The following is a 20672-nucleotide window of genomic DNA, read 5'->3' as shown; positions in this document are numbered from 1 at the left end:
TCATTAAAAAAAATTTATTACCCACATTTTTGTCATATTTAGTTAGAGGAATTCCACCGTGCGTTTGAAAATCGCGAAAGAGAGCTTACTTAATGTTTTGTCCCATGTGGTTGGAGCAGTTGAACGTCGCCATACTTTAAACATTCTTTCAAACGTGAAAATTCAAGCTACAAATCAAGCCCTTACGATTACAGGATCAGATTTGGAAGTGGAGCTTGTGGCAAGTACAACTCTAGCTGAAGGTGCATGTTTACAAGCAGGGGAAACCACAGTTCCTGCACGTAAGTTGGTCGATATTTGTAAATCTTTACCAGCAGCAGCTTTGATTGATTTGCAGATCACTGAAGATCAACGCTGTATTTTAAAATCTGGAAACAGCCGCTTTGTTTTAGGAACCTTACCTGCTGAAGATTATCCATTGTTAACCAATGAAAATAGCCAAGGCACTCAAGTTCAAGTCACTGAGCGTGAATTAAAACGTTTATTTGAAAAAACTTCATTTGCCATGGCTGTGCAAGATGTACGTTTTTACCTGACAGGTACATTATTGGAAATTGATGAAAATCAATTACGCGCAGTCACTACCGATGGGCACCGTTTAGCATTGTGTGAAACATTAGCGTCTTCAACCGCTGCACAATTGGTTCAAGCCATTGTTCCACGTAAAGCAGTCGGTGAGTTACAACGTCTTTTAAGTATTGAAGATGAGCAACTGACCTTGTTAATTGGTCGTGAATTGTTAAATGTTACCATTCAAACCTCTAGCCGCGACAAAGAACAAGGCGATATTACGGTACGTTTCACAACAAAATTAATTGATGGGAAATTCCCTGATTATCGTCGTGTGATTCCACGTGGCGGTGACAAAGTTGTAAATATTCCACATGATGTATTTAAGCAATCCTTACAACGTGTTGCGATTTTAAGTAATGAAAAATTACGTGGTGTATTCTTAAACTTTAATGCTGATTCTTTGCAATTACGTGCCAATAACCCTGAGCAAGATGAAGCGATTGAAGATTTAGCTATTCAATATGCCAATGCGCCGATGGAAATGTCGTTTAATGCGCAATATATTTTAGATGTATTAAGCGTTTTAGATGGTGATGATGTCGCAATGACCATGTCGGAAGCTAATCAGTCGGTATTGGTACAAGATCCAACCCAATCTAATCAAACTTATGTTGTGATGCCGATGCGTGTTTAATTGATTTATTTTTAAATCATAGCCATGCATATTACGCGTTTAAATATACAACGTGTTCGAAACCTCAAGACGGTTGCTCTGCATGAGTTGCAACCGTTTAATGTTTTTTATGGACAAAATGGTTCAGGTAAAACATCGATTTTAGAAGCTATTCATTTATTGGCAACAGGTCGATCTTTTCGAACACATATCCCGAAAAATTACATTCAAAATAATCAATCAGACGCCATTGTTTTTGCCCAATCTTTGACTGAAAAGATTGGTATGCAAAAGCTGCAAAGTGGTGAGCAGTTAATTAAAGTCAATGGTGATACTGTTGCAACCCAAGGGCAGCTTGCCAAAATCTTGCCATTGCAACTGATTGACCCATTAAGTACCGATATTATCGATCATGGGGCAAAACCACGTCGCCAATTGTTGGATTGGCTCATGTTTCACGTGGAACCAGATTTCTATCATGCATGGCAATATTATTCACGCGCTTTAAAGCAAAGAAATAGCTTACTTAAAACCAAACGTAATCTGACTTTGCTCGATTTAGAGCCGTGGAACAAAATGCTCAGTGATTATGGTGAAATGTTACATTCTCAACGGGTCGAGATTGTTGAGCAATGGAAGTTATATTTGCAAGAAGATTTGGCGCAGTTGCTACCCGATTTAAAGATTGAAATGGAATACAGTGCAGGGTTCCATGTGGAACATGGTTTGGCCAATGACCTGATTCAATATCACCAAAAAGATGTTGATCGACGTTATACCGAGTATGGGCCGCATCGTGCAGATATCCGATTAAAAACCCCTTTAGGCGAAGCGGATGTGGTACTGTCTAGAGGGCAGAAAAAGTTGTTGATAATGGCTTTAAAACTATCACAAATTGCCATGTTACATGCCTGTAATAAAGAAACTGTGGTATTATTAGATGATGTGACAGCAGAATTAGATTTAAGCGCACAACAACGTTTAATTGAGCGATTGAGCCAACTTGGTAGTCAAGTTTTTATTACCACACTAGACCATGAATCAGTAAAAAAACATTTACATGATTTGTCTATTTCCTACCAGTTATTCAATGTTGACCAAGGTCAGGTAAGTGTTGTTGCAACATGATTTTAGATTTTAGCCAATTTTGGAAAGACCTATTTTTCACTAGGGAGAAACCATGAGTTCAGAAGATCAAATAGCTTCTCAAACAGAACCAACCATTGAAAAGGCTTATGATTCCTCTAGTATCAAAGTATTACGTGGTCTAGATGCAGTTCGTAAACGCCCAGGTATGTATATTGGTGATACTGATGATGGTTCAGGCTTACACCATATGGTATTTGAGGTCGTCGATAACGCGATTGATGAAGCTTTAGCTGGTCATTGTGATGAAATTTTAGTGACTATTCATGAAGATGAGTCAGTCAGCGTTGCAGATAATGGACGTGGTATTCCAACTGATATTCACCCAGAAGAAGGTGTCTCTGCTGCAGAAGTAATTCTTACTATTCTGCACGCAGGTGGTAAGTTTGATGATAATAGCTATAAAGTTTCAGGCGGTTTGCACGGCGTAGGTGTATCTGTAGTTAATGCACTTTCAAGCAAACTTGAACTTACGATTCATCGTGCTGGTCATATTCATCAACAAGAATATAAACATGGTGATCCGGTTTATCCGTTAAAAATTGTGGGTGATGTCGAAACCACAGGGACCATTGTTCGTTTCTGGCCAAGTACTGAAACGTTTAGCCAAACGATTTTTAATGTCGATATTTTGGCACGTCGCTTACGTGAACTTTCATTCTTGAATGCGGGTGTTCGTATTGTCCTACGTGATGAACGTGTTGCCTTAGAACATGTCTTCGATTACGAAGGTGGTTTATCTGAGTTTGTAAAATATATTAACCAAGGTAAAACCCATCTCAATGAAATCTTCCATTTCACCACTCAAGCTGAAAATGGCATAGGTGTTGAAGTTGCTTTGCAATGGAATGATACCTATCAAGAGAATGTTCGTTGCTTTACCAACAATATTCCACAAAAAGATGGTGGAACGCATTTAGCTGGTTTCCGTGCAGCGTTGACACGTGGCTTAAACAGCTACATGGAAAATGAAAACTTACTCAAAAAAGAGAAAGTTGCAGTTACTGGTGATGATGCGCGTGAAGGCTTAACAGCAATTGTTTCAGTTAAAGTACCTGATCCTAAATTCTCATCTCAAACCAAAGAAAAATTGGTGTCGAGTGAAGTTAAACCTGCTGTCGAGCAGGCAATGAACAAAGCCTTTTCTGAGTATTTATTAGAAAATCCTCAGGCTGCAAAATCTATTGCAGGCAAAATCATTGATGCTGCACGTGCGCGTGATGCTGCGCGTAAAGCACGTGAAATGACACGTCGTAAGAGTGCGCTTGATATTGCCGGTCTTCCAGGTAAGTTGGCAGACTGTCAGGAAAAAGATCCAGCACTTTCAGAATTATACTTGGTCGAGGGTGACTCTGCGGGCGGTTCTGCAAAACAAGGCCGTAACCGTAAAATGCAAGCCATTCTTCCGCTCAAAGGTAAAATCCTGAATGTGGAACGTGCACGTTTCGATAAAATGATTTCATCACAGGAAGTGGGTACGCTGATTACTGCATTAGGATGTGGTATTGGCCGTGAAGAATATAACCCAGACAAGTTGCGTTATCATAAAATCATTATCATGACCGATGCTGACGTGGATGGTTCACACATTCGTACCCTGCTTTTGACTTTCTTCTTCCGTCAAATGCCAGAACTTGTGGAACGTGGTTATATTTATATTGCACAACCACCACTTTATAAACTGAAAAAAGGTAAGCAAGAGCAGTACATTAAAGACAATGATGCTTTAGAAACTTATTTGATTTCAAATGCGATTGATGAACTTGAATTACGTGTCAATGCTGAAGCGCCTGCAATTCGTGGCGTAGCATTAGAGAAAGTAATTGCTGATTATCAAACCTCCCAAAAGAGTTTGCAGCGTTTAACTGTACGTTATCCTGCGACCTTGCTGGATGGTTTATTGAGTCTTGAGCATTTTAAACTTGATCAAAATCATGACCAAGATTATGTACAACAATGGGGTGAGAAACTTCGTGCTGCGATTGAAACAACGCAACCGAGTTTACGTCCAGTGTTGAGCTTGGAACCCTTTGATAAAGAAACTGCTGATGGGCTTAAAACGACGATTTATTTCCCGCGTATAACGATTTATGTGCACAATTTACCGCATAGCTATTTATTAGATGCGGGTTTATTGGCATCGGGCGAATATAAGCGTTTATTGCAGAACTCGAAGAGCTGGTTCACCTTGTTAGAAGAAGGTGCTTATCTGCAAAAAGGCGAACGTAAAATCAACGTTTCGACTTTCCATCAGGTTTGGCAACACATTTTGACAGATTCACGTCGCGGCATGATGATCCAACGCTATAAAGGTTTGGGTGAGATGAATGCTGAACAGCTTTGGGAAACCACAATGGATCCTGAAAACCGTAATATGCTGCAAGTGACCATTGATGATGCGATTGAAGCTGATCGTATGTTTGCATGTTTAATGGGCGATGATGTAGAACCACGTCGTGCTTTCATTGAAGAAAATGCATTAAATGCAGATATTGATGCTTAATTAAACTCATTTTAATCAATAAAAGGGAATAAACCTCGGTTTATTCCCTTTTTTATAGCCCTTATTTTAATTTTGATAGTGCTACTGCTTCTATTTAAAACAAAAAAACCAGCTTCTCAAAGCTGGTTTTTTTGTAGACTTTAGCTTATTTCATCTAAAGTATTATTCACCACCTAGCGTACATTCAAAGTTGGCTTTATCTACTGAACAACGTGCTTTTTTCAACACAGACATCATGCCTGCATCATAAATACCTTGTTTAGTCAGTTCTAAACGGCCATCACGCATTAACTTTTGATATTTCAGCTTATCTTCAGCGGTTAAATTCATTTTGTATTTTGCTGGAATAGTCGCTTCTAGGCGATTAATCATAGCAAAGCTTTTTGGCAAGTTTTTCACAAAATAATCACGAGATTTTTGACCAAAACCTGCAGGGAATTTTTCAGGACGGATGACAAAGTCAGCAGTTACTTGTAATACAGGGAAGTTAAACATTGCCCCATTTGCACCTAAACCTTTTTGAATTTCAAGCGGTTTGTAGGCATAAGCAGGCGCACCGACCATATCAACTTGACCATTGTTGAATTTTGCAACAAAGTTGGTGATATCTGAAGGAACTGCTTGTGCACCAACACGTTGTACTAGAATTTTTTGAGCGCTGTCATAGCTTAACACAGCAAACTTTTTACCAGCGGCTTTTTCAATCGAGTTGATATTTTTATCACGTACAAAAATAAATGCTGAACCAAGTGGTGCAATACCAGCAACTTCGTATTTTTTACCACCCAAGGTTGTGGTCATTTTTGCAGCATTACGTGCATCTAAGGCAAAAGTAATGGCTTTTTGTGCAATCGCATTACTTGGCACACCACCAATAGAGTCGATTGAACCCACAAATTTATTGTATTGACGCGCGCGCATTGCAGTCATAAATACGCCATCGCATTTGCCTGCTTTAAAGTCGTTATCTGCTACAGCCTCATCTTGTTTTGGAATGAGATTGATATCAGCGCCCCAACTTTTTGCTGATAATGCCCATTCTTGCGCCATTTGAAATGACTCACCTGACTTACCTAATAAGTCAAATACGCAGACATCTGTCGCAGCTTGAGATGCTGAACTAAATCCAACGATTGAAGTTGCAGCAATAGCGAATGCAATTTTTTTCATATTTTCGTCCTTATCTATTTATCCATCTTTAGGAACTTTTCCATAAGCGCAATATTAATCAGCTTTGTTTGAAAAAAATAGAGCATTTACTCCATTTATTATTTTTTTTTTGACAATTATTGTGAATTAGCGACTTAACTCTCATTTCATCGGCAATCTTTTTATAAATAAATCAGTTTTTTAAGCCCGAGTTATGCTTTTTCATTACAAATTGTTCGAAATTCATGATCTATGTAATTTTAAATAATTTTGCTGAAATCAAAAAAATTAGATGAATGTTCATTATAAAAAGCGACGAACGGTTAAATTTTGCACTTGAATTTTGTTCTATTATTAATCAAAATGATGTTGATAAGTATGTGGGTAACTTTTCAATCAAGCCTAAATTCGATCAATACAGACTGATTTATTTGCATATAAAACTTCAAAATCATTAAAAAATGCTCTCAAAGAATGAGTCAAAAGAACTGTTTTAAAATTTTAACTTATCCACATGCAATTGATAAAAAACATTTTTAAATTCAAATGAACTGTCCCTTTTAAAGCCTTTTTAGTTATTATTTAGTTAAGCTAATATGTTCCACGGTGGAAATTGCCTATTATAAATAAAAGTTATGATTGTATTTTGTCGATTTAAAGATGCTTTTAGGCTTGGACGTGGCTGTTGGATGTGGTTTGGGTGTTAAATAAAATAAGCTTATGATTTTTATTGGATTATTGTGCTAAAAAGCCTTCTTTTTGATCTGGGGGAATCTAGAGTAATGAGAAACAACACTTGAGCGTGTTTGCATAGCGTGGCTATGTATTGAATTTCTGATGATTTATGAGAAGAGGTATAGAGCTTTAAATTTTGTTAAGGCGATGAAGTTGCGTTTAGAACTTTAAATAAAATAGTTTTTATAAATTAACTTGTTGATTTTTAAATATATTTTATTAAAAAGCTAGAAAAGGCATTTGCCTATTTCTAGCTAATTTGAGAGGCTTACTGTATTTAAAAGCACTTTTTAATCGAAAGAGCTTTCTAATGTTTCTAGTTCCATCATCAGTTCAAGCATTTTTTCTTCAGCTTGTTCTAATTTTACTTTTAACTCTGTCTGTTCATTCATGAGTTTGAGTAAATCATCTTTACGGTTTGCCTCATAAAGGGCTGTGTCTGCAAGTAATGCTTCAATGTCTACGAGTCTAGGTTGAATTTTTCCAATTTGACTTTCAATTTTCTCGATATTTTTACGAATAGGACGGCTCAGTTCACGTTGACGAGCAGCTTCTTTACGTTGTGCTTCTTTATCGAGTTTTGAAATACTTGGCTTTTCAATCACCTGAGATTGAACAGGTGCACTAGGCTGTTGTCCATTCTTGATCATATCGATACGTGCTTGACGTAACCACGTTGCATAATCTTGTAAATCCCCGTCAAATTCCTTGCTTTGACCTGCATGAACCAAAATAAGTTCATCACAGACTGAAGCGATCAGCTGACGTTCATGGGAAACTAAAACCACAGCACCTTCAAAATCCTGTAAAGCCATCGTAAGTGCATGGCGCATATCTAAATCTAAATGGTTAGTCGGTTCGTCGAGAATTAAAACATTTGGACGCAGCCAGACGATTAAAGCCAAAGCCAAACGCGCACGTTCACCGCCAGAGAAGCTTTCGCTTGGGGTGTCCATACGTTCACCACTAAAGCCAAAACTTCCTAAAAAGGAGCGTAATGCTGCTTCACTGATCTTTGGGTCAGCAATGCGAGAAAGTTGTAACATCGGGCTGGCATTGCCATCTAAAGCATCCATTTGGTGCTGGGCAAAATAACCAATGTTGAGTAACTCAGAATCTTTACGTAAACCTTGAATCAGCGGTAAATCACCGACTAAAGATTTAATTAGGGTCGATTTACCTGCACCATTCATTCCCAGTAAACCGATACGACTGCTTGGTGTAATCTGTAAATTTACATTGGTGACAATTAATTTATCGCCATAGCCAATATCTGCATGTTCGAGTGTGAGCAGCGGTGAACTCATTTTGCTTGGTTCACGGAAACTAAAGGTAAATGGATTATCGACATGCGCAGGGGCAAGCTCTTGCATACGTTCAAGTTGTTTAATACGGCTTTGCGCTTGTCGTGCTTTAGTCGCTTTGGCTTTAAAACGGTCAATAAATTTTTGTAAGTGTGCTTTAGCTTCTTGTTGCTTTTCAAACGCTTGTTGTTGTTGTGCTAATCGCTCAGCACGTGTGGTTTCAAAAGTAGAATAGTTACCAGTATATAAAGTCAGTACTTGATTTTCGATATGTAAAATATGATCTGTGATTGCATCTAAGAAATCGCGGTCATGTGAAATTAAAATGAGCGTGCCTTCATATGCCTTGAGCCAATCTTCTAACCATAAAATTGCATCTAAGTCTAAATGGTTGGTCGGTTCATCGAGTAATAGTAAGTCTGAGCGACTCATCAGAGTACGAGCAAGATTTAAACGCATCCGCCACCCACCAGAGAAACTTGAAACCAAGAGTTCTGATTGATGCTCAAAAAAACCTAAACCAGCCATCAGTTGAGATGCTTTAGATGCAGCTGTATAGCCATGAATTTCTTCAAAACGGCTATATAAATGCGCTAACTCATCATTACTCAAATCTTCAGAATGGTTTAGTTTGTCTTGTATCAGCCAATATTCTTCATCACCAGATAACACAAAATCAATAGCTTTCATATCTAAGGCTTTGATTTCCTGAGCCATATGGGCAACGGTCCATATATTTGGACGGGTTAAGCTACCGCTGTCTGACTCCATTCCACCCAAAAGTGCTGAGAACAATGTGGATTTACCCGCACCATTTACACCTGTTAAACCAATTTTCCAACCAGGATGAAGTTGCATAGACGCTTTTTGGAATAAAATGCGTCCACCACGGCGAATTGAAAGTTGGTCTAACTGAATCATAGGAAACTGACTATTGAATATCGGATGCGGTATAGTAAAGGATAAATGGTAGAGTTCAAAAAATGTATTTGATAAAAGAAGTGACAAAATGTCTTTTCTTGAGTGAAATGCACAATAAATTGGGTAAATAGGATCAATTCAAAAAAACAAACAATGCTTTATTGTGAATGCTTCAATAAAAAAATGCGTATATCTCCCAAACCAACAGCAATCATTAGAATATTTTAATTTTACAACCACTCAATAAAAAACAGCTCAATGAAATCAGCTCAGCCGCTTATTTTTATCAGAAATTTGTCCTGAATTTTTTATCTTATCTAAAAGTTGGTTAAAAAACTAACAAAAAATATCCAATTTATGTAGAATTAATCACAGTATCACCTAAAAATGTGTAGTTAAAGTAAAAGACTTGGATTGCTTTTACATCTACAAGGATAAATCTATTTATAAAAATATGGACGTCAGATGATGAATAAAATAGGATATTTACCGATTGTTTTTTCAGTTTTTTTTTCACCTCTGCTACAGGCAAAACAAAATGTGTGTGTGTTTGATTTACTGGGTAAAGCGGGTGAATCTTATAAACTCATGGAAGAATGGGCTTTAGCAGCCAAAGCATGGGGCGCTGATATTAATTTAACCGTGTATCAGTCAGAAGAAGCCGTGGATAAAAATTTTAAGACCAATAAATGTGATGCCGCTGCAATGACCACGATGCGTTCACGTGAATACAATAAATTTGGTGGATCTATTGATGCTTTGGGAGGAATTCCCAACAATGAAATTGCCAGAAGAGCGATCAATTATGCCTTGGATAAACGCAATGCAAAAAGATTGGTTTCTGAAAAAAATGGGGTCAAATATGAATTGGCAATGATTACCCCGATTGGTATTGCTTATATCTTTGTTAAAGATCGCGCAATGAATACTTTGGAAAAGGGCAAAGGTAAAAAGTTTGCCTATCTGCATTACGATCTTGCACAAAAGGTTGCCGTTGAGCGTGTAGGGGCAATCGGGGTTCCTTCTGATATTTTTAATTTTGTGAAAAAATTTAATGATGGTGAGGTGGATGCGATTGCTTCGCCAGCCTATGCCTATAAACCATTGGAAATTTATAAAGGTTTAGGTAGCAATGGTGCAATGTTTACTTATCCCGTAGTGAATGTGACTGCCGATTTAATTATTAAACCTGAGCAGTTTCCAGAAGGTTTTGGTATTAAGTCACGTGAGTGGGCTGTGAAGCAGTTACCAAGTTCATTTAAGAAAATAGAAAAAATGGAAGCTGAGATCCCAGCAAAATATAAATTAAATGTGTCCAAGGACGATGCACTCCGTTATCAGAAATTATTGCGAGAAGGGCGGATTGAGTTAACAAAAAGAGGGGTGTACGATCCTGTGATGATGTCGGTACTGAAAAAAGCACGCTGTACGGTAGATCGCACCAACTTTGAATGTTCACTTGCAGGTGAATAAATTTATTCAATAAAAAAGCCATCAATGTTGATGGCTTTTCTGGTTTTATTGGCTTACACGGGATTAATCGGTAAAGGTCACTTTTGCAATGGCTTTTTTACTTGCCTGAATAACCAAAGTAACATTTTCTTTCACAGTGAAGTTTGCATCCACAACTTCCCAATCTACTTTTACGGCTCCACGTGAAACAGCATCTTTAGATTGTGCTGAATTCTTGGTTAAGCCTGCGGCACGTAAAATAGATACAATCGAGATTTCTCCATTGTATTCACCACGAGAAATAGTCACTTCAGGCGTACCTTCAGGTAGCTCGCCTTCTGTGATTAAGTTACCCGCACCTTTATGTGCATGTTCAGCAGCTTCTGCGCCATGGAAGCGTTCAACCAACTCAAGTGCAAGAATTTTCTTAATGTCTTGCGGATTACGACCTTCAGCCATTTCTTTGAGAAGAACGTCAATTTCGTCCATAGACTTAAAGCTGAGTAATTCAAAATAGCGTTCAATCAAGCTGTCAGGCATAGACAATACTTTTTGGTACATTGCGCCAGGGGCATCAAATACACCAATATAGTTGCCTAAAGACTTCGACATTTTATTGACGCCATCCAATCCTTCTAGGATCGGTACGGTAATACATACTTGAGCTTCTTGATCATAACGACCTTGAAGAGTACGTCCCATAAGTAAGTTAAAGGTCTGGTCTGTACCACCAAGCTCAACATCGGCTTCAAGCGCGATAGAGTCGTAACCTTGAACCAAAGGATATAAAAACTCATGAATAGCAATCGGTTGATGGCTATTATAGCGTTTAGTAAAGTCATCACGTTCTAGCATACGCGCAACAGTTTGCTGCGAAGCCAATTGAATCAAATCAGCAGCGGTTTTTGTTGCAAACCACTCAGAGTTAAAACGAACTTTGGTTTTATTTGGATCAAGAATTTTAAACACTTGTTCTTGATATGTTTTGGCATTTTCTAAAACTTGTTCACGCGATAGTGGTGGACGAGTCGCACTCTTACCTGTTGGGTCACCAATCATGGCGGTATAATCACCAATCAAGAATGTGACATCATGACCAAGATCTTGAAACGCTTTTAATTTGTTAATTAAAACAGTATGACCCAAATGTAAATCTGGGGCAGTTGGATCAAATCCAGCTTTAATTTTTAAAGGACGATTTTCTTTTAGTTTCTTCAGAAGATCTTCTTCAGAAATAATTTCGTGAGTGCCTCGGCGAATGAGGGCAAGTTGTTCTTCAGCCGGCAGGAAATTTGACATTACAAAAACCCAAATACTTCAGTTAGACTATTTGTGCGATATACTAACATTTTTTCAGCATAATGCAGGCGAAGAATATCTCATGACAACAATCTATATTGGCGTAATGACTGGAACCAGCATGGATGGCGTCGATTTTGTTGCTGCTTCATTTGATCCTTTACATATCCATGCCACGCTTACAGTCGCTTTTGATCCTCATTTACGCGATGAATTGATGGCATTGACCTTACCTGATGATAATGAAATCGATCGAATGGGTAAGGCTGATGTCGCTCTTGCAACCATGATTGGCAATGGCATTAACCAACTCATACAAGAAAATAATTTAGATAAAAGCCAAATTAAAGCGATTGGTTGTCATGGACAAACTATTCGGCATCGTCCAGAACACGGGTTTACTTTACAAATTGGTGATCCAAATATTATTACGGAAATTACTCAAATTCCTGTGATTTCAGATTTTCGTCGTCGTGATATGGCGGCAGGTGGGCAGGGTGCTCCTCTAGTTCCAGCGTTTCATCAAGCTTTATTCCAACATTCAACCATTCATCGAGTGATTCTCAATTTAGGGGGGATTGCCAATGTCAGCATGCTGCCTGCTGGTGATGAGCAGAATGTTTATGGTTTTGATACAGGTCCTGCCAATATTCTTATGGATGCGTGGTGTCATCGTTATACTGGGCAACCTTATGACGAAAATGGCAATTGGGCAGCTTATGGTCAACCGATACGTTCATTGTTAGATCGCCTTCAAGCAAATGAATACTTCTCTAAAGAACCGCCAAAAAGTACAGGGCGTGAAGACTTTAACTTGGAATGGTTAGATGAGCAGATTTTAGATTGGCGCAATGATTTAGAATATGATGAATTAGAAGATACCCCTGAAAATATTCAGGCAACGTTGATGAAACTCACGACACGTGCCATCAAGAAAGCTATTTATCGTTCACCTCTAGATACGGGTGAGGTCTATGTTTGCGGTGGAGGTGCTTATAACTCACATCTACTTGAACAACTCCGTTGGCGTCTACGTAAGCACAATTGGTCTGTACAATCGACTTCCGCACTGGGCTTAGCACCGACATGGGTAGAGGCAACTGCATTTGCATGGCTCGCCATGCGCTTTGACCAACAGTTAAGTGGCAACCTACCTGCTGTTACGGGGGCAAAAGGCTATCGTATCTTAGGCACGATTACAGCAGTTTAAAAATAAAATGATTGCTAAGGTGAGTGATACACCTTAGTAATCAATATTTACACAAGAACAAGTGCGGTATAGCAGTGTGAGATATTTTGTAGAACAATGATCGACCTGTTTAGCGCTGAGATTGTCCTTTACTGCTGTTAAAAAATAGCGCATAAGCTTCCACTATCAATAAAAATTAAAACTGAGATCACAATGAACTTAGCGATACAGAAACAGCGCATAGAATCATTTCAAAGAGAGGGTTTTAGCTTTGATGTGATAGATTCGGGTCCTTTGGATGGGCAGCCTTTTGTCTTGTTACATGGTTTTCCTGAAACCAATAAAAGCTGGCAAGAAACTGCAGAGATTCTGAATCAAAACGGTTATCGTACTTTTGCTGTCAATCAACGTGGTTATAGTTTAGGTGCACAACCGCAAAACCGCCGTGATTATAGAAGTTCTGCTTTGGTTGAAGATGTAAATGCTTTAATCGATATGATCCAACAACAGGTTTATTTAGTTGGACATGATTGGGGGGCAGTGGTTGCTTGGGATGTTGCACAACGTTATCCTGAAAAAATAAAACATTTGATTACGATTTCTGTACCGCATAAAGCAGCATTTATGCGTTCGATGTTAAGCAGTAATCAATTGTTAAAATCTTACTATATTGGTTTATTCCAATTACCCAAAATTCCAGAATTATTATTTGAGAAATTACCAAAGTTGGGTCTGGGCTTATTAAAAGATTCAGGAATGACCGCAAAACAACTCGAAGATTTCCAACAAGACATCGTGGTGGAAAAGCGTCTAAGTTCTGCATTAAATTGGTATCGGGGACTTCCATTTAGTTCAAATAAAAATTTAACCCAACCAGTTTGTGTGCCGACTTTATTTATTTGGGGCAAACATGACTCAGCGATCGGTTCTAAAAGCGTCGCCTTAAATCATCATTATGTAAAAGCAGCTTATAAAGAAATTGTGATGGATGCGACGCATTGGATACCAGTGCAGAATGCAAAACAATTGAGCCAATATATTTTAGAAACGATTTAACCTTGATGTCCTAACCATAAAAATGCCCTCATAAGAAGAGGGCATGATTTGATTCAAAATATGCTTTGAATTAAATGGAGAATGATGAACCACAACCACAAGTTGTTGTTGCATTCGGGTTTTCTACAATAAAACGTGAACCTTCTAAGCCTTCAATATAGTCAACTTTAGAACCGACGAGATATTGATAACTCAACGAGTCAACCAACATTTTTACATCACCATTTATGAATTCAGCATCATCTTCATTCATACTTTCGGCAAAGTTAAAACCATAAGAAAATCCTGAACAGCCGCCACCCGTTACATAGACACGTAACATCAGATCTTGATTACCTTCGCTATCACGAAGTTGGCGAACTTTATTTGCAGCATTGTCAGTCAGCTCAAGTGCTTGGGCGGTCATGATATTGTTCCTCAGATTTCAAATGGCTTAAATGAAAAGACCATATATTCAGTATAACATACTCAATATATGGTCAGTGAGTGAACTTTAAAGTAAATTCAGACTAAATTTATCGGATTTAATCTAGAATTATTTGTAGTTCTCATCTTGTAGCGCACATTCAAAGTTTTTCGGATCGTTTTTACAACGGAATTGCCAAAGGATTTTCATCATTTGTTTGTTATAAACGCCTTGTTTGGTCAAGCTGATACGAGATTCACGCATGAGTTTTTGATAACCAGGTTTATCACCATCTGGAACTTGCATCCAGTATTTCGCTGGAATATCTGCTTTCATTTTTCCAATGATGGTGTTTGCACGAGGCAATTGCGTTTTAATCCAATCACGAGATTTTTGACCATAGCCAGCAGGGAATTTATCTGGACGAATGATGATATTACCTGTGACTTGTAGCAGTGGGTAATTCACAATAGCGCCTTTAGTCCCTAAACCCTTATGCAGCTCTAAAGGTTTAAATACCGCTGCAGGTGCACCAATAATATCAACCTGACCATTATTGAATTTACTGCCAAAATTTGTAACATCCGCGGCAACTGCTTGAGCACCAATTTGTTGAACCATAATTTTTTGTGCTTGATCATAGTCGAGTACCGCAATTTTTTTACCCGCTGCTTTTGCAACGGTATTGATATTGCGGTCATTGACCATCAGGAAAGCATCACCTACTGGAATAACACCAACAACTTCATATTTTCCGCTGGTCATGTATTTTGCAAAGTTTGGATTTGCTAAGCCTTGCATGACTTTTACCGCGAGATTGAGATCTGGAATCGCACCAATTGCATCTAAAGAACCGGTGAAACTATTAAATTGGCGGCCACGCATACCTGTGATACTGACAGCATCACATTTACCCGCTTTAAAATCTTCTGCAATAACAGATTCATTTGAATTCACTTTTAATTCCAGATCCGCACCCCAGTTTTTCGCTGCAAGTTGATAATCTTTCATTAAGGTAAACACATCACCATTTTTGCCTACTAAATCAAATACACACATGACTTGTTTTGCTTGAGTGACAGATGTTGCAAGCAAAAGACCCGCAGCAGCAATGAGAGCATTAGACCATTTCATTATTTTTTTCCTTTCCATGATCAATATTATTCATGTTCAATTGAATCGAAGAGCTTCGACCAATAGAACTTTGTGACATCAAAAATGTATCTAGTTTAGAAAATCGTTTATTGCTAAACCCAACATGATCTATTCTGAACAATCGATTTTCCAAATCAATTGTTCGAGTTCAATGATGAATTGATGTTATTGAAATCATTACTTGAAATGAGTCGGTTCGCAATGACCCAAATGACAAAATTTCCTCAGCAAAGAAGAAATGTCAGAAGCTATTAATTACTGAGGAAAATCATTACTTTTGCTTTTATAAATGAATAAATTGTTTGCTAAAAAGACAAAAGAATCTGGGTTAGCCCCAAATTCTTGAAGATTAATCTTTGTTTTGATCTCTGTTTTTTCGCTCATCACGTCTTTTATCACGTTGCTGTTGTTGATTTTGACGATCATGCTGTTGCCACTGTTTTTGATCAGGTCTATTGTCCCAGCGATGGTCACGATTTGATTTATTGTTCCAATCTTTTCTATGTTGTTCCCATTGCTGCTTTTTCATTTGATCACGTTTGGCTTGTTCATATTGCCAACGTTGTTTATCCCGGTTGTTTTGGCGCCGTTCTTGTTCAATGCGCATTTGTTGTAAACGATAAGCTCGCTCGCGTTCCCAACGTTGGCGATCATTGTTTCGGTCATATCTTGGATCATAGCGTTGTCCATAGCCATAATCTCGATATACGGGTTGCCCATAGCCGCGAGAGTCATAACCATCTTCAGGAAATGCAACACAACCAACAGCAATAATAGATGTTATGAATGAAACAATTAATGCTTTTATAGCCATAAGTTGTCTCCATTTAACAAGCAAAATAGCAAAAAAAAATTCAGATATAGCAAAATAGTCAATGACAAGTCATTTAACTCAGATTAGCGTATTTAAAAATTATATTTGTATATCGATGATGAGACTTGTATAAGATTATAGTCAGTCGATGCCTGATCATGTAGACAATATGAAGAATTTGAACATTTAAGGAAGAATCGTAATGGTTGCTTTTCAACGTAGTATTCATGATTTAGTCGAAAAAGGGCAGGGTTCGGCAGGTAGGGCTTTAGATCGTTTGCCTACATTCGCTCAAGAGTCATTAACCAAGTTATTGGGTTACCCGTACCAGTTTCCTCAATTGGATAGTTTCACCAAATGTTTGATGGCAGCTCAACTTAAACAGGGCAAAGTGGGTTTTATTGGCGCAGATGTAGAGCGCTCTAGAAAGCAATTTGAATCACAAATGCAATCTATTATAAACAAACCGACCCATATCCAATTTGTTGAAGATATTCGTCTTCCGCTACAAAGTGGCAGCGTCTATGCACGCCATTACCATCCTGCACCAAATAAAAAATTGCCAATGATTGTATTTTATCATGGCGGTGGTTTTGTGGTAGGTAGTGTAGACACCCATGATGAAGTGTGTCGCTTAATTGCTGCTCATGCAAAAGTTCAGGTTTTAAGTATTGAATATCCACTCGCACCTGAGGTTGGCCCACGTGACTTAATTCAATCTTGTGAAGATGCTTTGGCTTGGGTGTATCAAAATCGCCGTCAATTTAAAATTCTCAAAAATCGTATTGCGGTTGCAGGAGATAGCGCGGGCGGAAATATTAGCGCTGTTGTTGCACAACGCACAGTCAATACAGTGTTTGCACCTCAAGCCCAGTTCTTGATTTATCCTGCTGTTGATTTTAAGAGTCGACATCCATCTTTCTTTGCTTATAAAGATGGCTTGGTGTTGACAGGCTCAGATATTGATTATGTGACCGACTATTATGCAACACGTTTTAATATGGCATTGGATGATCCAATCATTTCACCGACCAATGGGCAGTTAAAGAAACTTGCTCCTGCATTTGTAGTAACGGCTGGACATGATCTTTTGCATGATGAAGGTAAAATCTATGCTTATAAGTTACGTCAAAATGGCGTAAAGGTTCATTATCAGGATTATGAAGATCAAACCCACGGATTTATTAACTTAACCCCTGTTTCACGTAAAGCTAAAAAATACGTTATAGAGATGAGTAAAGAGTTCCGTAAATTCTGGGATAAGCAATAACATAATATCCACTTGTACAAGTCACTTTTGTTTCACGTGGAACAAAAGTGATTGATTAAAAAATAATCAAATAACAATAATTGTTCTATAAAGGCTAAGCACACGGATTTATCCATACAGTTCTTTTGTTGATAAAGCATCATCAACATATTCAACAACCAGTAAGGCTTATGACAGCTATATAGATATAGTCGTGAATACAGTTGAGTATTGGTAAACGTGTTTAAATGTCATTTTTCAACAGAATAAAAGCAGACTACTATGAGAGGCTTATTAATTTAAAATGTTTAAGGAAAAGAGAATGATCAAAAAAATAGGCATCGGTCTTGCTTTAGTGGTTTTGGTGAATCAAGCGTTCGCCAATACAGATATGCAAATTAAAACCAATTTAGGCAACATCAATATAGAGCTTTATGATGATCAAGCACCGATATCAGTAAAAAATTTTAAGAGCTATGTAAATAGTCAATTTTACAACGGCACCATTTTCCATCGTGTTATCCCTGGTTTTATGATTCAAGGCGGTGGCTTTGATAGCAACATGAAAGAGAAGGCTACTCAACCAGCGATCCAGAATGAATCTAGCAATGGCTTAAAGAACGTTCGTGGGACTTTGGCTATGGCACGGACTAATGCGCCAAACTCTGCAACCAGTCAATTCTTTATTAATGTTGCAAATAACGACTTTTTAAATAAGTCTGCTGGAAACCCTGGGTACGCCGTATTTGGTAAGGTGACACAAGGACTGGATATCGTCGATAAAATCGTACAGACACCAACACAAACAGTGGGTATGCACCAAGATGTACCTAAACAAGCTGTAAAAATCATCAGTATTCAAACAATAAAAACAAATGTGAAAAAATAGTTAAAAAATAAAACAGAAATATTTTGTTCATATTTCTGCTTTAATATTAAAAGCTTACGCGACAAAAAGCCCAAAAATGAACCAAAATAGTGCATAAAAATACAACACTCAATAAAACAATCAGTTAAAAGCACTTGCGTGTGTAAGAAATTGCCCTATAATGAGCTCATCCCGACGCGATACAGCAAACGAACTTAGCTTAGAGGGTTAAGTTGTTAAATGTTTATTGCGTCTTATTTATCACTGACGAAGTGATAAATTAATCATTAAGAGAATATGAAGAACAACTTGTGTGGATTTTTACTGATTGATTGATCGAAATATTATCATTGATTGATTGGTTTAAATTACTCGAAGTTTATTTGAGAGAATTTGTCAGTACATTGATGAGCCAGAATTGTGACCTTAAGTCACTAATGATTTTTAACTGAAGAGTTTGATCATGGCTCAGATTGAACGCTGGCGGCAGGCTTAACACATGCAAGTCGAGCGGGGGAAGTTGCTTCGGTAACTGACCTAGCGGCGGACGGGTGAGTAATACTTAGGAATCTGCCTATTAATGGGGGACAACATCTCGAAAGGGATGCTAATACCGCATACGCCCTACGGGGGAAAGCAGGGGATCACTTGTGACCTTGCGTTAATAGATGAGCCTAAGTCGGATTAGCTAGTTGGTGGGGTAAAGGCCTACCAAGGCGACGATCTGTAGCGGGTCTGAGAGGATGATCCGCCACACTGGGACTGAGACACGGCCCAGACTCCTACGGGAGGCAGCAGTGGGGAATATTGGACAATGGGGGGAACCCTGATCCAGCCATGCCGCGTGTGTGAAGAAGGCCTTATGGTTGTAAAGCACTTTAAGCGAGGAGGAGGCTCTCTTGGTTAATACCCAAGATGAGTGGACGTTACTCGCAGAATAAGCACCGGCTAACTCTGTGCCAGCAGCCGCGGTAATACAGAGGGTGCGAGCGTTAATCGGATTTACTGGGCGTAAAGCGTGCGTAGGCGGCTTTTTAAGTCGGATGTGAAATCCCCGAGCTTAACTTGGGAATTGCATTCGATACTGGGAAGCTAGAGTATGGGAGAGGATGGTAGAATTCCAGGTGTAGCGGTGAAATGCGTAGAGATCTGGAGGAATACCGATGGCGAAGGCAGCCATCTGGCCTAATACTGACGCTGAGGTACGAAAGCATGGGGAGCAAACAGGATTAGATACCCTGGTAGTCCATGCCGTAAACGATGTCTACTAGCCGTTGGGGCCTTTGAGGCTTTAGTGGCGCAGCTAACGCGATAAGTAGACCGCCTGGGGAGTACGGTCGCAAGACTAAAACTCAAATGAATTGACGGGGGCCCGCACAAGCGGTGGAGCATGTGGTTTAATTCGATGCAACGCGAAGAACCTTACCTGGTCTTGACATAGTAAGAACTTTCCAGAGATGGATTGGTGCCTTCGGGAACTTACATACAGGTGCTGCATGGCTGTCGTCAGCTCGTGTCGTGAGATGTTGGGTTAAGTCCCGCAACGAGCGCAACCCTTTTCCTTATTTGCCAGCACTTCGGGTGGGAACTTTAAGGATACTGCCAGTGACAAACTGGAGGAAGGCGGGGACGACGTCAAGTCATCATGGCCCTTACGACCAGGGCTACACACGTGCTACAATGGTCGGTACAAAGGGTTGCTACCTAGCGATAGGATGCTAATCTCAAAAAGCCGATCGTAGTCCGGATTGGAGTCTGCAACTCGACTCCATGAAGTCGGAATCGCTAGTAATCGCGGATCAGAATGCCGCGGTGAATACGTTCCCGGGCCTTGTACACACCGCCCGTCACACCATGGGAGTTTGTTGCACCAGAAGTAGGTAGTCTAACCGTAAGGAGGACGCTTACCACGGTGTGGCCGATGACTGGGGTGAAGTCGTAACAAGGTAGCCGTAGGGGAACCTGCGGCTGGATCACCTCCTTAACGAAAGATTGACGATTGGTAAGAATCCACAACAAGTTGTTCTTCATTGATGTATCTGAGGGTCTGTAGCTCAGTTGGTTAGAGCACACGCTTGATAAGCGTGGGGTCACAAGTTCAAGTCTTGTCAGACCCACCAAGTCTACTGAACACAGAAGAGCAGATATATTAAGATCTTAAGCTGGGGACTTAGCTTAGTTGGTAGAGCGCCTGCTTTGCACGCAGGAGGTCAACGGTTCGACTCCGTTAGTCTCCACCA

14 protein-coding genes, 2 tRNA genes and 1 rRNA gene are annotated in these 20672 nt (G+C 39.1%); 11 read left to right on the top strand and 6 right to left on the bottom strand.

Annotation, left to right across the window (positions count from 1 at the left end):
- Window positions 1-58: 58 nt before the first annotated feature.
- From dnaN to gyrB, 3 genes are read left to right on the top strand one after another with little or no spacing between them, the layout of a single operon-like run.
- Complete coding sequence (gene dnaN, locus F981_RS04805) at window positions 59-1207, top strand: DNA polymerase III subunit beta (RefSeq protein ID WP_004718933.1); 1149 nt, start codon at window positions 59-61, stop codon at window positions 1205-1207.
- Between the two features lie 24 nt (window positions 1208-1231).
- Window positions 1232-2314 (top strand): DNA replication/repair protein RecF, encoded by a 1083-nt coding sequence (recF, locus tag F981_RS04800; RefSeq protein WP_004718931.1) that lies wholly within the window; start codon window positions 1232-1234, stop codon window positions 2312-2314.
- 52 nt (window positions 2315-2366) lie between these two features.
- On the top strand, window positions 2367-4835 hold the full coding sequence (gyrB, locus tag F981_RS04795; RefSeq protein ID WP_004718929.1) for a DNA topoisomerase (ATP-hydrolyzing) subunit B: 2469 nt from the start codon (window positions 2367-2369) through the stop codon (window positions 4833-4835).
- A gap of 162 nt (window positions 4836-4997) precedes the next feature.
- Here gyrB and F981_RS04790 read toward each other — a convergent pair whose 3' ends face one another.
- Together F981_RS04790 and F981_RS04785 are read right to left on the bottom strand one after the other, a co-directional pair.
- On the bottom strand, window positions 4998-6005 hold the full coding sequence (locus tag F981_RS04790; RefSeq protein WP_004718925.1) for a putative solute-binding protein: 1008 nt from the start codon (window positions 6003-6005) through the stop codon (window positions 4998-5000).
- 1004 nt (window positions 6006-7009) lie between these two features.
- Window positions 7010-8944, bottom strand: a complete 1935-nt coding sequence (locus F981_RS04785; protein WP_004718924.1) for an ATP-binding cassette domain-containing protein — start codon at window positions 8942-8944, stop codon at window positions 7010-7012.
- A gap of 468 nt (window positions 8945-9412) precedes the next feature.
- Here F981_RS04785 and F981_RS04780 point away from each other — a divergent pair, with 468 nt between their 5' ends.
- Complete coding sequence (locus F981_RS04780) at window positions 9413-10417, top strand: putative solute-binding protein (protein WP_004718922.1); 1005 nt, start codon at window positions 9413-9415, stop codon at window positions 10415-10417.
- A gap of 63 nt (window positions 10418-10480) precedes the next feature.
- Here the strand turns inward: F981_RS04780 and tyrS are convergent, their stop codons facing one another.
- Window positions 10481-11695 (bottom strand): tyrosine--tRNA ligase, encoded by a 1215-nt coding sequence (gene tyrS / locus F981_RS04775; RefSeq protein WP_004718921.1) that lies wholly within the window; start codon window positions 11693-11695, stop codon window positions 10481-10483.
- 82 nt (window positions 11696-11777) lie between these two features.
- On the opposite strand from tyrS, the gene F981_RS04770 reads away from it, so the two are divergent.
- Both F981_RS04770 and F981_RS04765 read left to right on the top strand, forming a co-directional pair.
- A complete protein-coding gene (locus F981_RS04770) occupies window positions 11778-12905 on the top strand; it encodes an anhydro-N-acetylmuramic acid kinase (protein ID WP_035370790.1) in 1128 nt (375 codons plus the stop codon).
- A gap of 192 nt (window positions 12906-13097) precedes the next feature.
- Window positions 13098-13940 (top strand): alpha/beta fold hydrolase, encoded by an 843-nt coding sequence (locus F981_RS04765; protein ID WP_004718916.1) that lies wholly within the window; start codon window positions 13098-13100, stop codon window positions 13938-13940.
- A gap of 70 nt (window positions 13941-14010) precedes the next feature.
- Here F981_RS04765 and erpA read toward each other — a convergent pair whose 3' ends face one another.
- From erpA to F981_RS04750, 3 genes are all read right to left on the bottom strand, one after another.
- Window positions 14011-14346, bottom strand: a complete 336-nt coding sequence (gene erpA, locus F981_RS04760) for an iron-sulfur cluster insertion protein ErpA (protein ID WP_004718915.1) — start codon at window positions 14344-14346, stop codon at window positions 14011-14013.
- Between the two features lie 129 nt (window positions 14347-14475).
- The gene (locus F981_RS04755) at window positions 14476-15480 is read right to left on the bottom strand and encodes a putative solute-binding protein (protein ID WP_004718914.1); all 1005 of its coding nucleotides are present in this window, start codon (window positions 15478-15480) and stop codon (window positions 14476-14478) included.
- Window positions 15481-15850: 370 nt separating this feature from the next.
- Complete coding sequence (locus tag F981_RS04750) at window positions 15851-16315, bottom strand: hypothetical protein (RefSeq protein ID WP_004718911.1); 465 nt, start codon at window positions 16313-16315, stop codon at window positions 15851-15853.
- A gap of 202 nt (window positions 16316-16517) precedes the next feature.
- Between F981_RS04750 and F981_RS04745 the strand changes: the two genes are divergently transcribed.
- The 5 genes from F981_RS04745 (at window position 16518) to F981_RS04725 (ending at window position 20672) form a co-directional block, all read left to right on the top strand.
- A complete protein-coding gene (locus F981_RS04745; RefSeq protein WP_004718910.1) occupies window positions 16518-17585 on the top strand; it encodes an alpha/beta hydrolase in 1068 nt (355 codons plus the stop codon).
- Window positions 17586-17886: 301 nt separating this feature from the next.
- The gene (locus F981_RS04740) at window positions 17887-18453 is read left to right on the top strand and encodes a peptidylprolyl isomerase (protein ID WP_004718908.1); all 567 of its coding nucleotides are present in this window, start codon (window positions 17887-17889) and stop codon (window positions 18451-18453) included.
- Between the two features lie 424 nt (window positions 18454-18877).
- Window positions 18878-20416 (top strand): 16S ribosomal RNA (locus F981_RS04735).
- Window positions 20417-20475: 59 nt separating this feature from the next.
- Window positions 20476-20552 (top strand) — tRNA-Ile (locus F981_RS04730).
- 44 nt (window positions 20553-20596) lie between these two features.
- Window positions 20597-20672, top strand: a tRNA-Ala gene (locus F981_RS04725).

It is taken from the genome of Acinetobacter guillouiae CIP 63.46 (genome assembly GCF_000368145.1).
In the GTDB taxonomy this organism is placed as follows: Bacteria; Pseudomonadota; Gammaproteobacteria; order Pseudomonadales; family Moraxellaceae; genus Acinetobacter; species Acinetobacter guillouiae.
The sequence above is the reverse complement of the archived record's forward strand: the minus strand, read 5'-3'. Positions and strand labels throughout refer to the sequence as shown.

Bases quoted from the DNA above. Each gene is read 5' to 3' on its own strand.
- recF (WP_004718931.1), top strand. From the start codon at position 1,232: ATGCATATTACGCGTTTAAATATACAACGTGTTCGAAACCTCAAGACG.
- gyrB (WP_004718929.1), top strand. From the start codon at position 2,367: ATGAGTTCAGAAGATCAAATAGCTTCTCAAACAGAACCAACCATTGAA.
- F981_RS04790 (WP_004718925.1), bottom strand. From the start codon at position 6,005: ATGAAAAAAATTGCATTCGCTATTGCTGCAACTTCAATCGTTGGATTT.
- F981_RS04785 (WP_004718924.1), bottom strand. From the start codon at position 8,944: ATGATTCAGTTAGACCAACTTTCAATTCGCCGTGGTGGACGCATTTTA.
- F981_RS04780 (WP_004718922.1), top strand. From the start codon at position 9,413: ATGAATAAAATAGGATATTTACCGATTGTTTTTTCAGTTTTTTTTTCA.
- tyrS (WP_004718921.1), bottom strand. From the start codon at position 11,695: ATGTCAAATTTCCTGCCGGCTGAAGAACAACTTGCCCTCATTCGCCGA.
- F981_RS04770 (WP_035370790.1), top strand. From the start codon at position 11,778: ATGACAACAATCTATATTGGCGTAATGACTGGAACCAGCATGGATGGC.
- F981_RS04765 (WP_004718916.1), top strand. From the start codon at position 13,098: ATGAACTTAGCGATACAGAAACAGCGCATAGAATCATTTCAAAGAGAG.
- erpA (WP_004718915.1), bottom strand. From the start codon at position 14,346: ATGACCGCCCAAGCACTTGAGCTGACTGACAATGCTGCAAATAAAGTT.
- F981_RS04755 (WP_004718914.1), bottom strand. From the start codon at position 15,480: ATGAAATGGTCTAATGCTCTCATTGCTGCTGCGGGTCTTTTGCTTGCA.
- F981_RS04750 (WP_004718911.1), bottom strand. From the start codon at position 16,315: ATGGCTATAAAAGCATTAATTGTTTCATTCATAACATCTATTATTGCT.
- F981_RS04745 (WP_004718910.1), top strand. From the start codon at position 16,518: ATGGTTGCTTTTCAACGTAGTATTCATGATTTAGTCGAAAAAGGGCAG.
- F981_RS04740 (WP_004718908.1), top strand. From the start codon at position 17,887: ATGATCAAAAAAATAGGCATCGGTCTTGCTTTAGTGGTTTTGGTGAAT.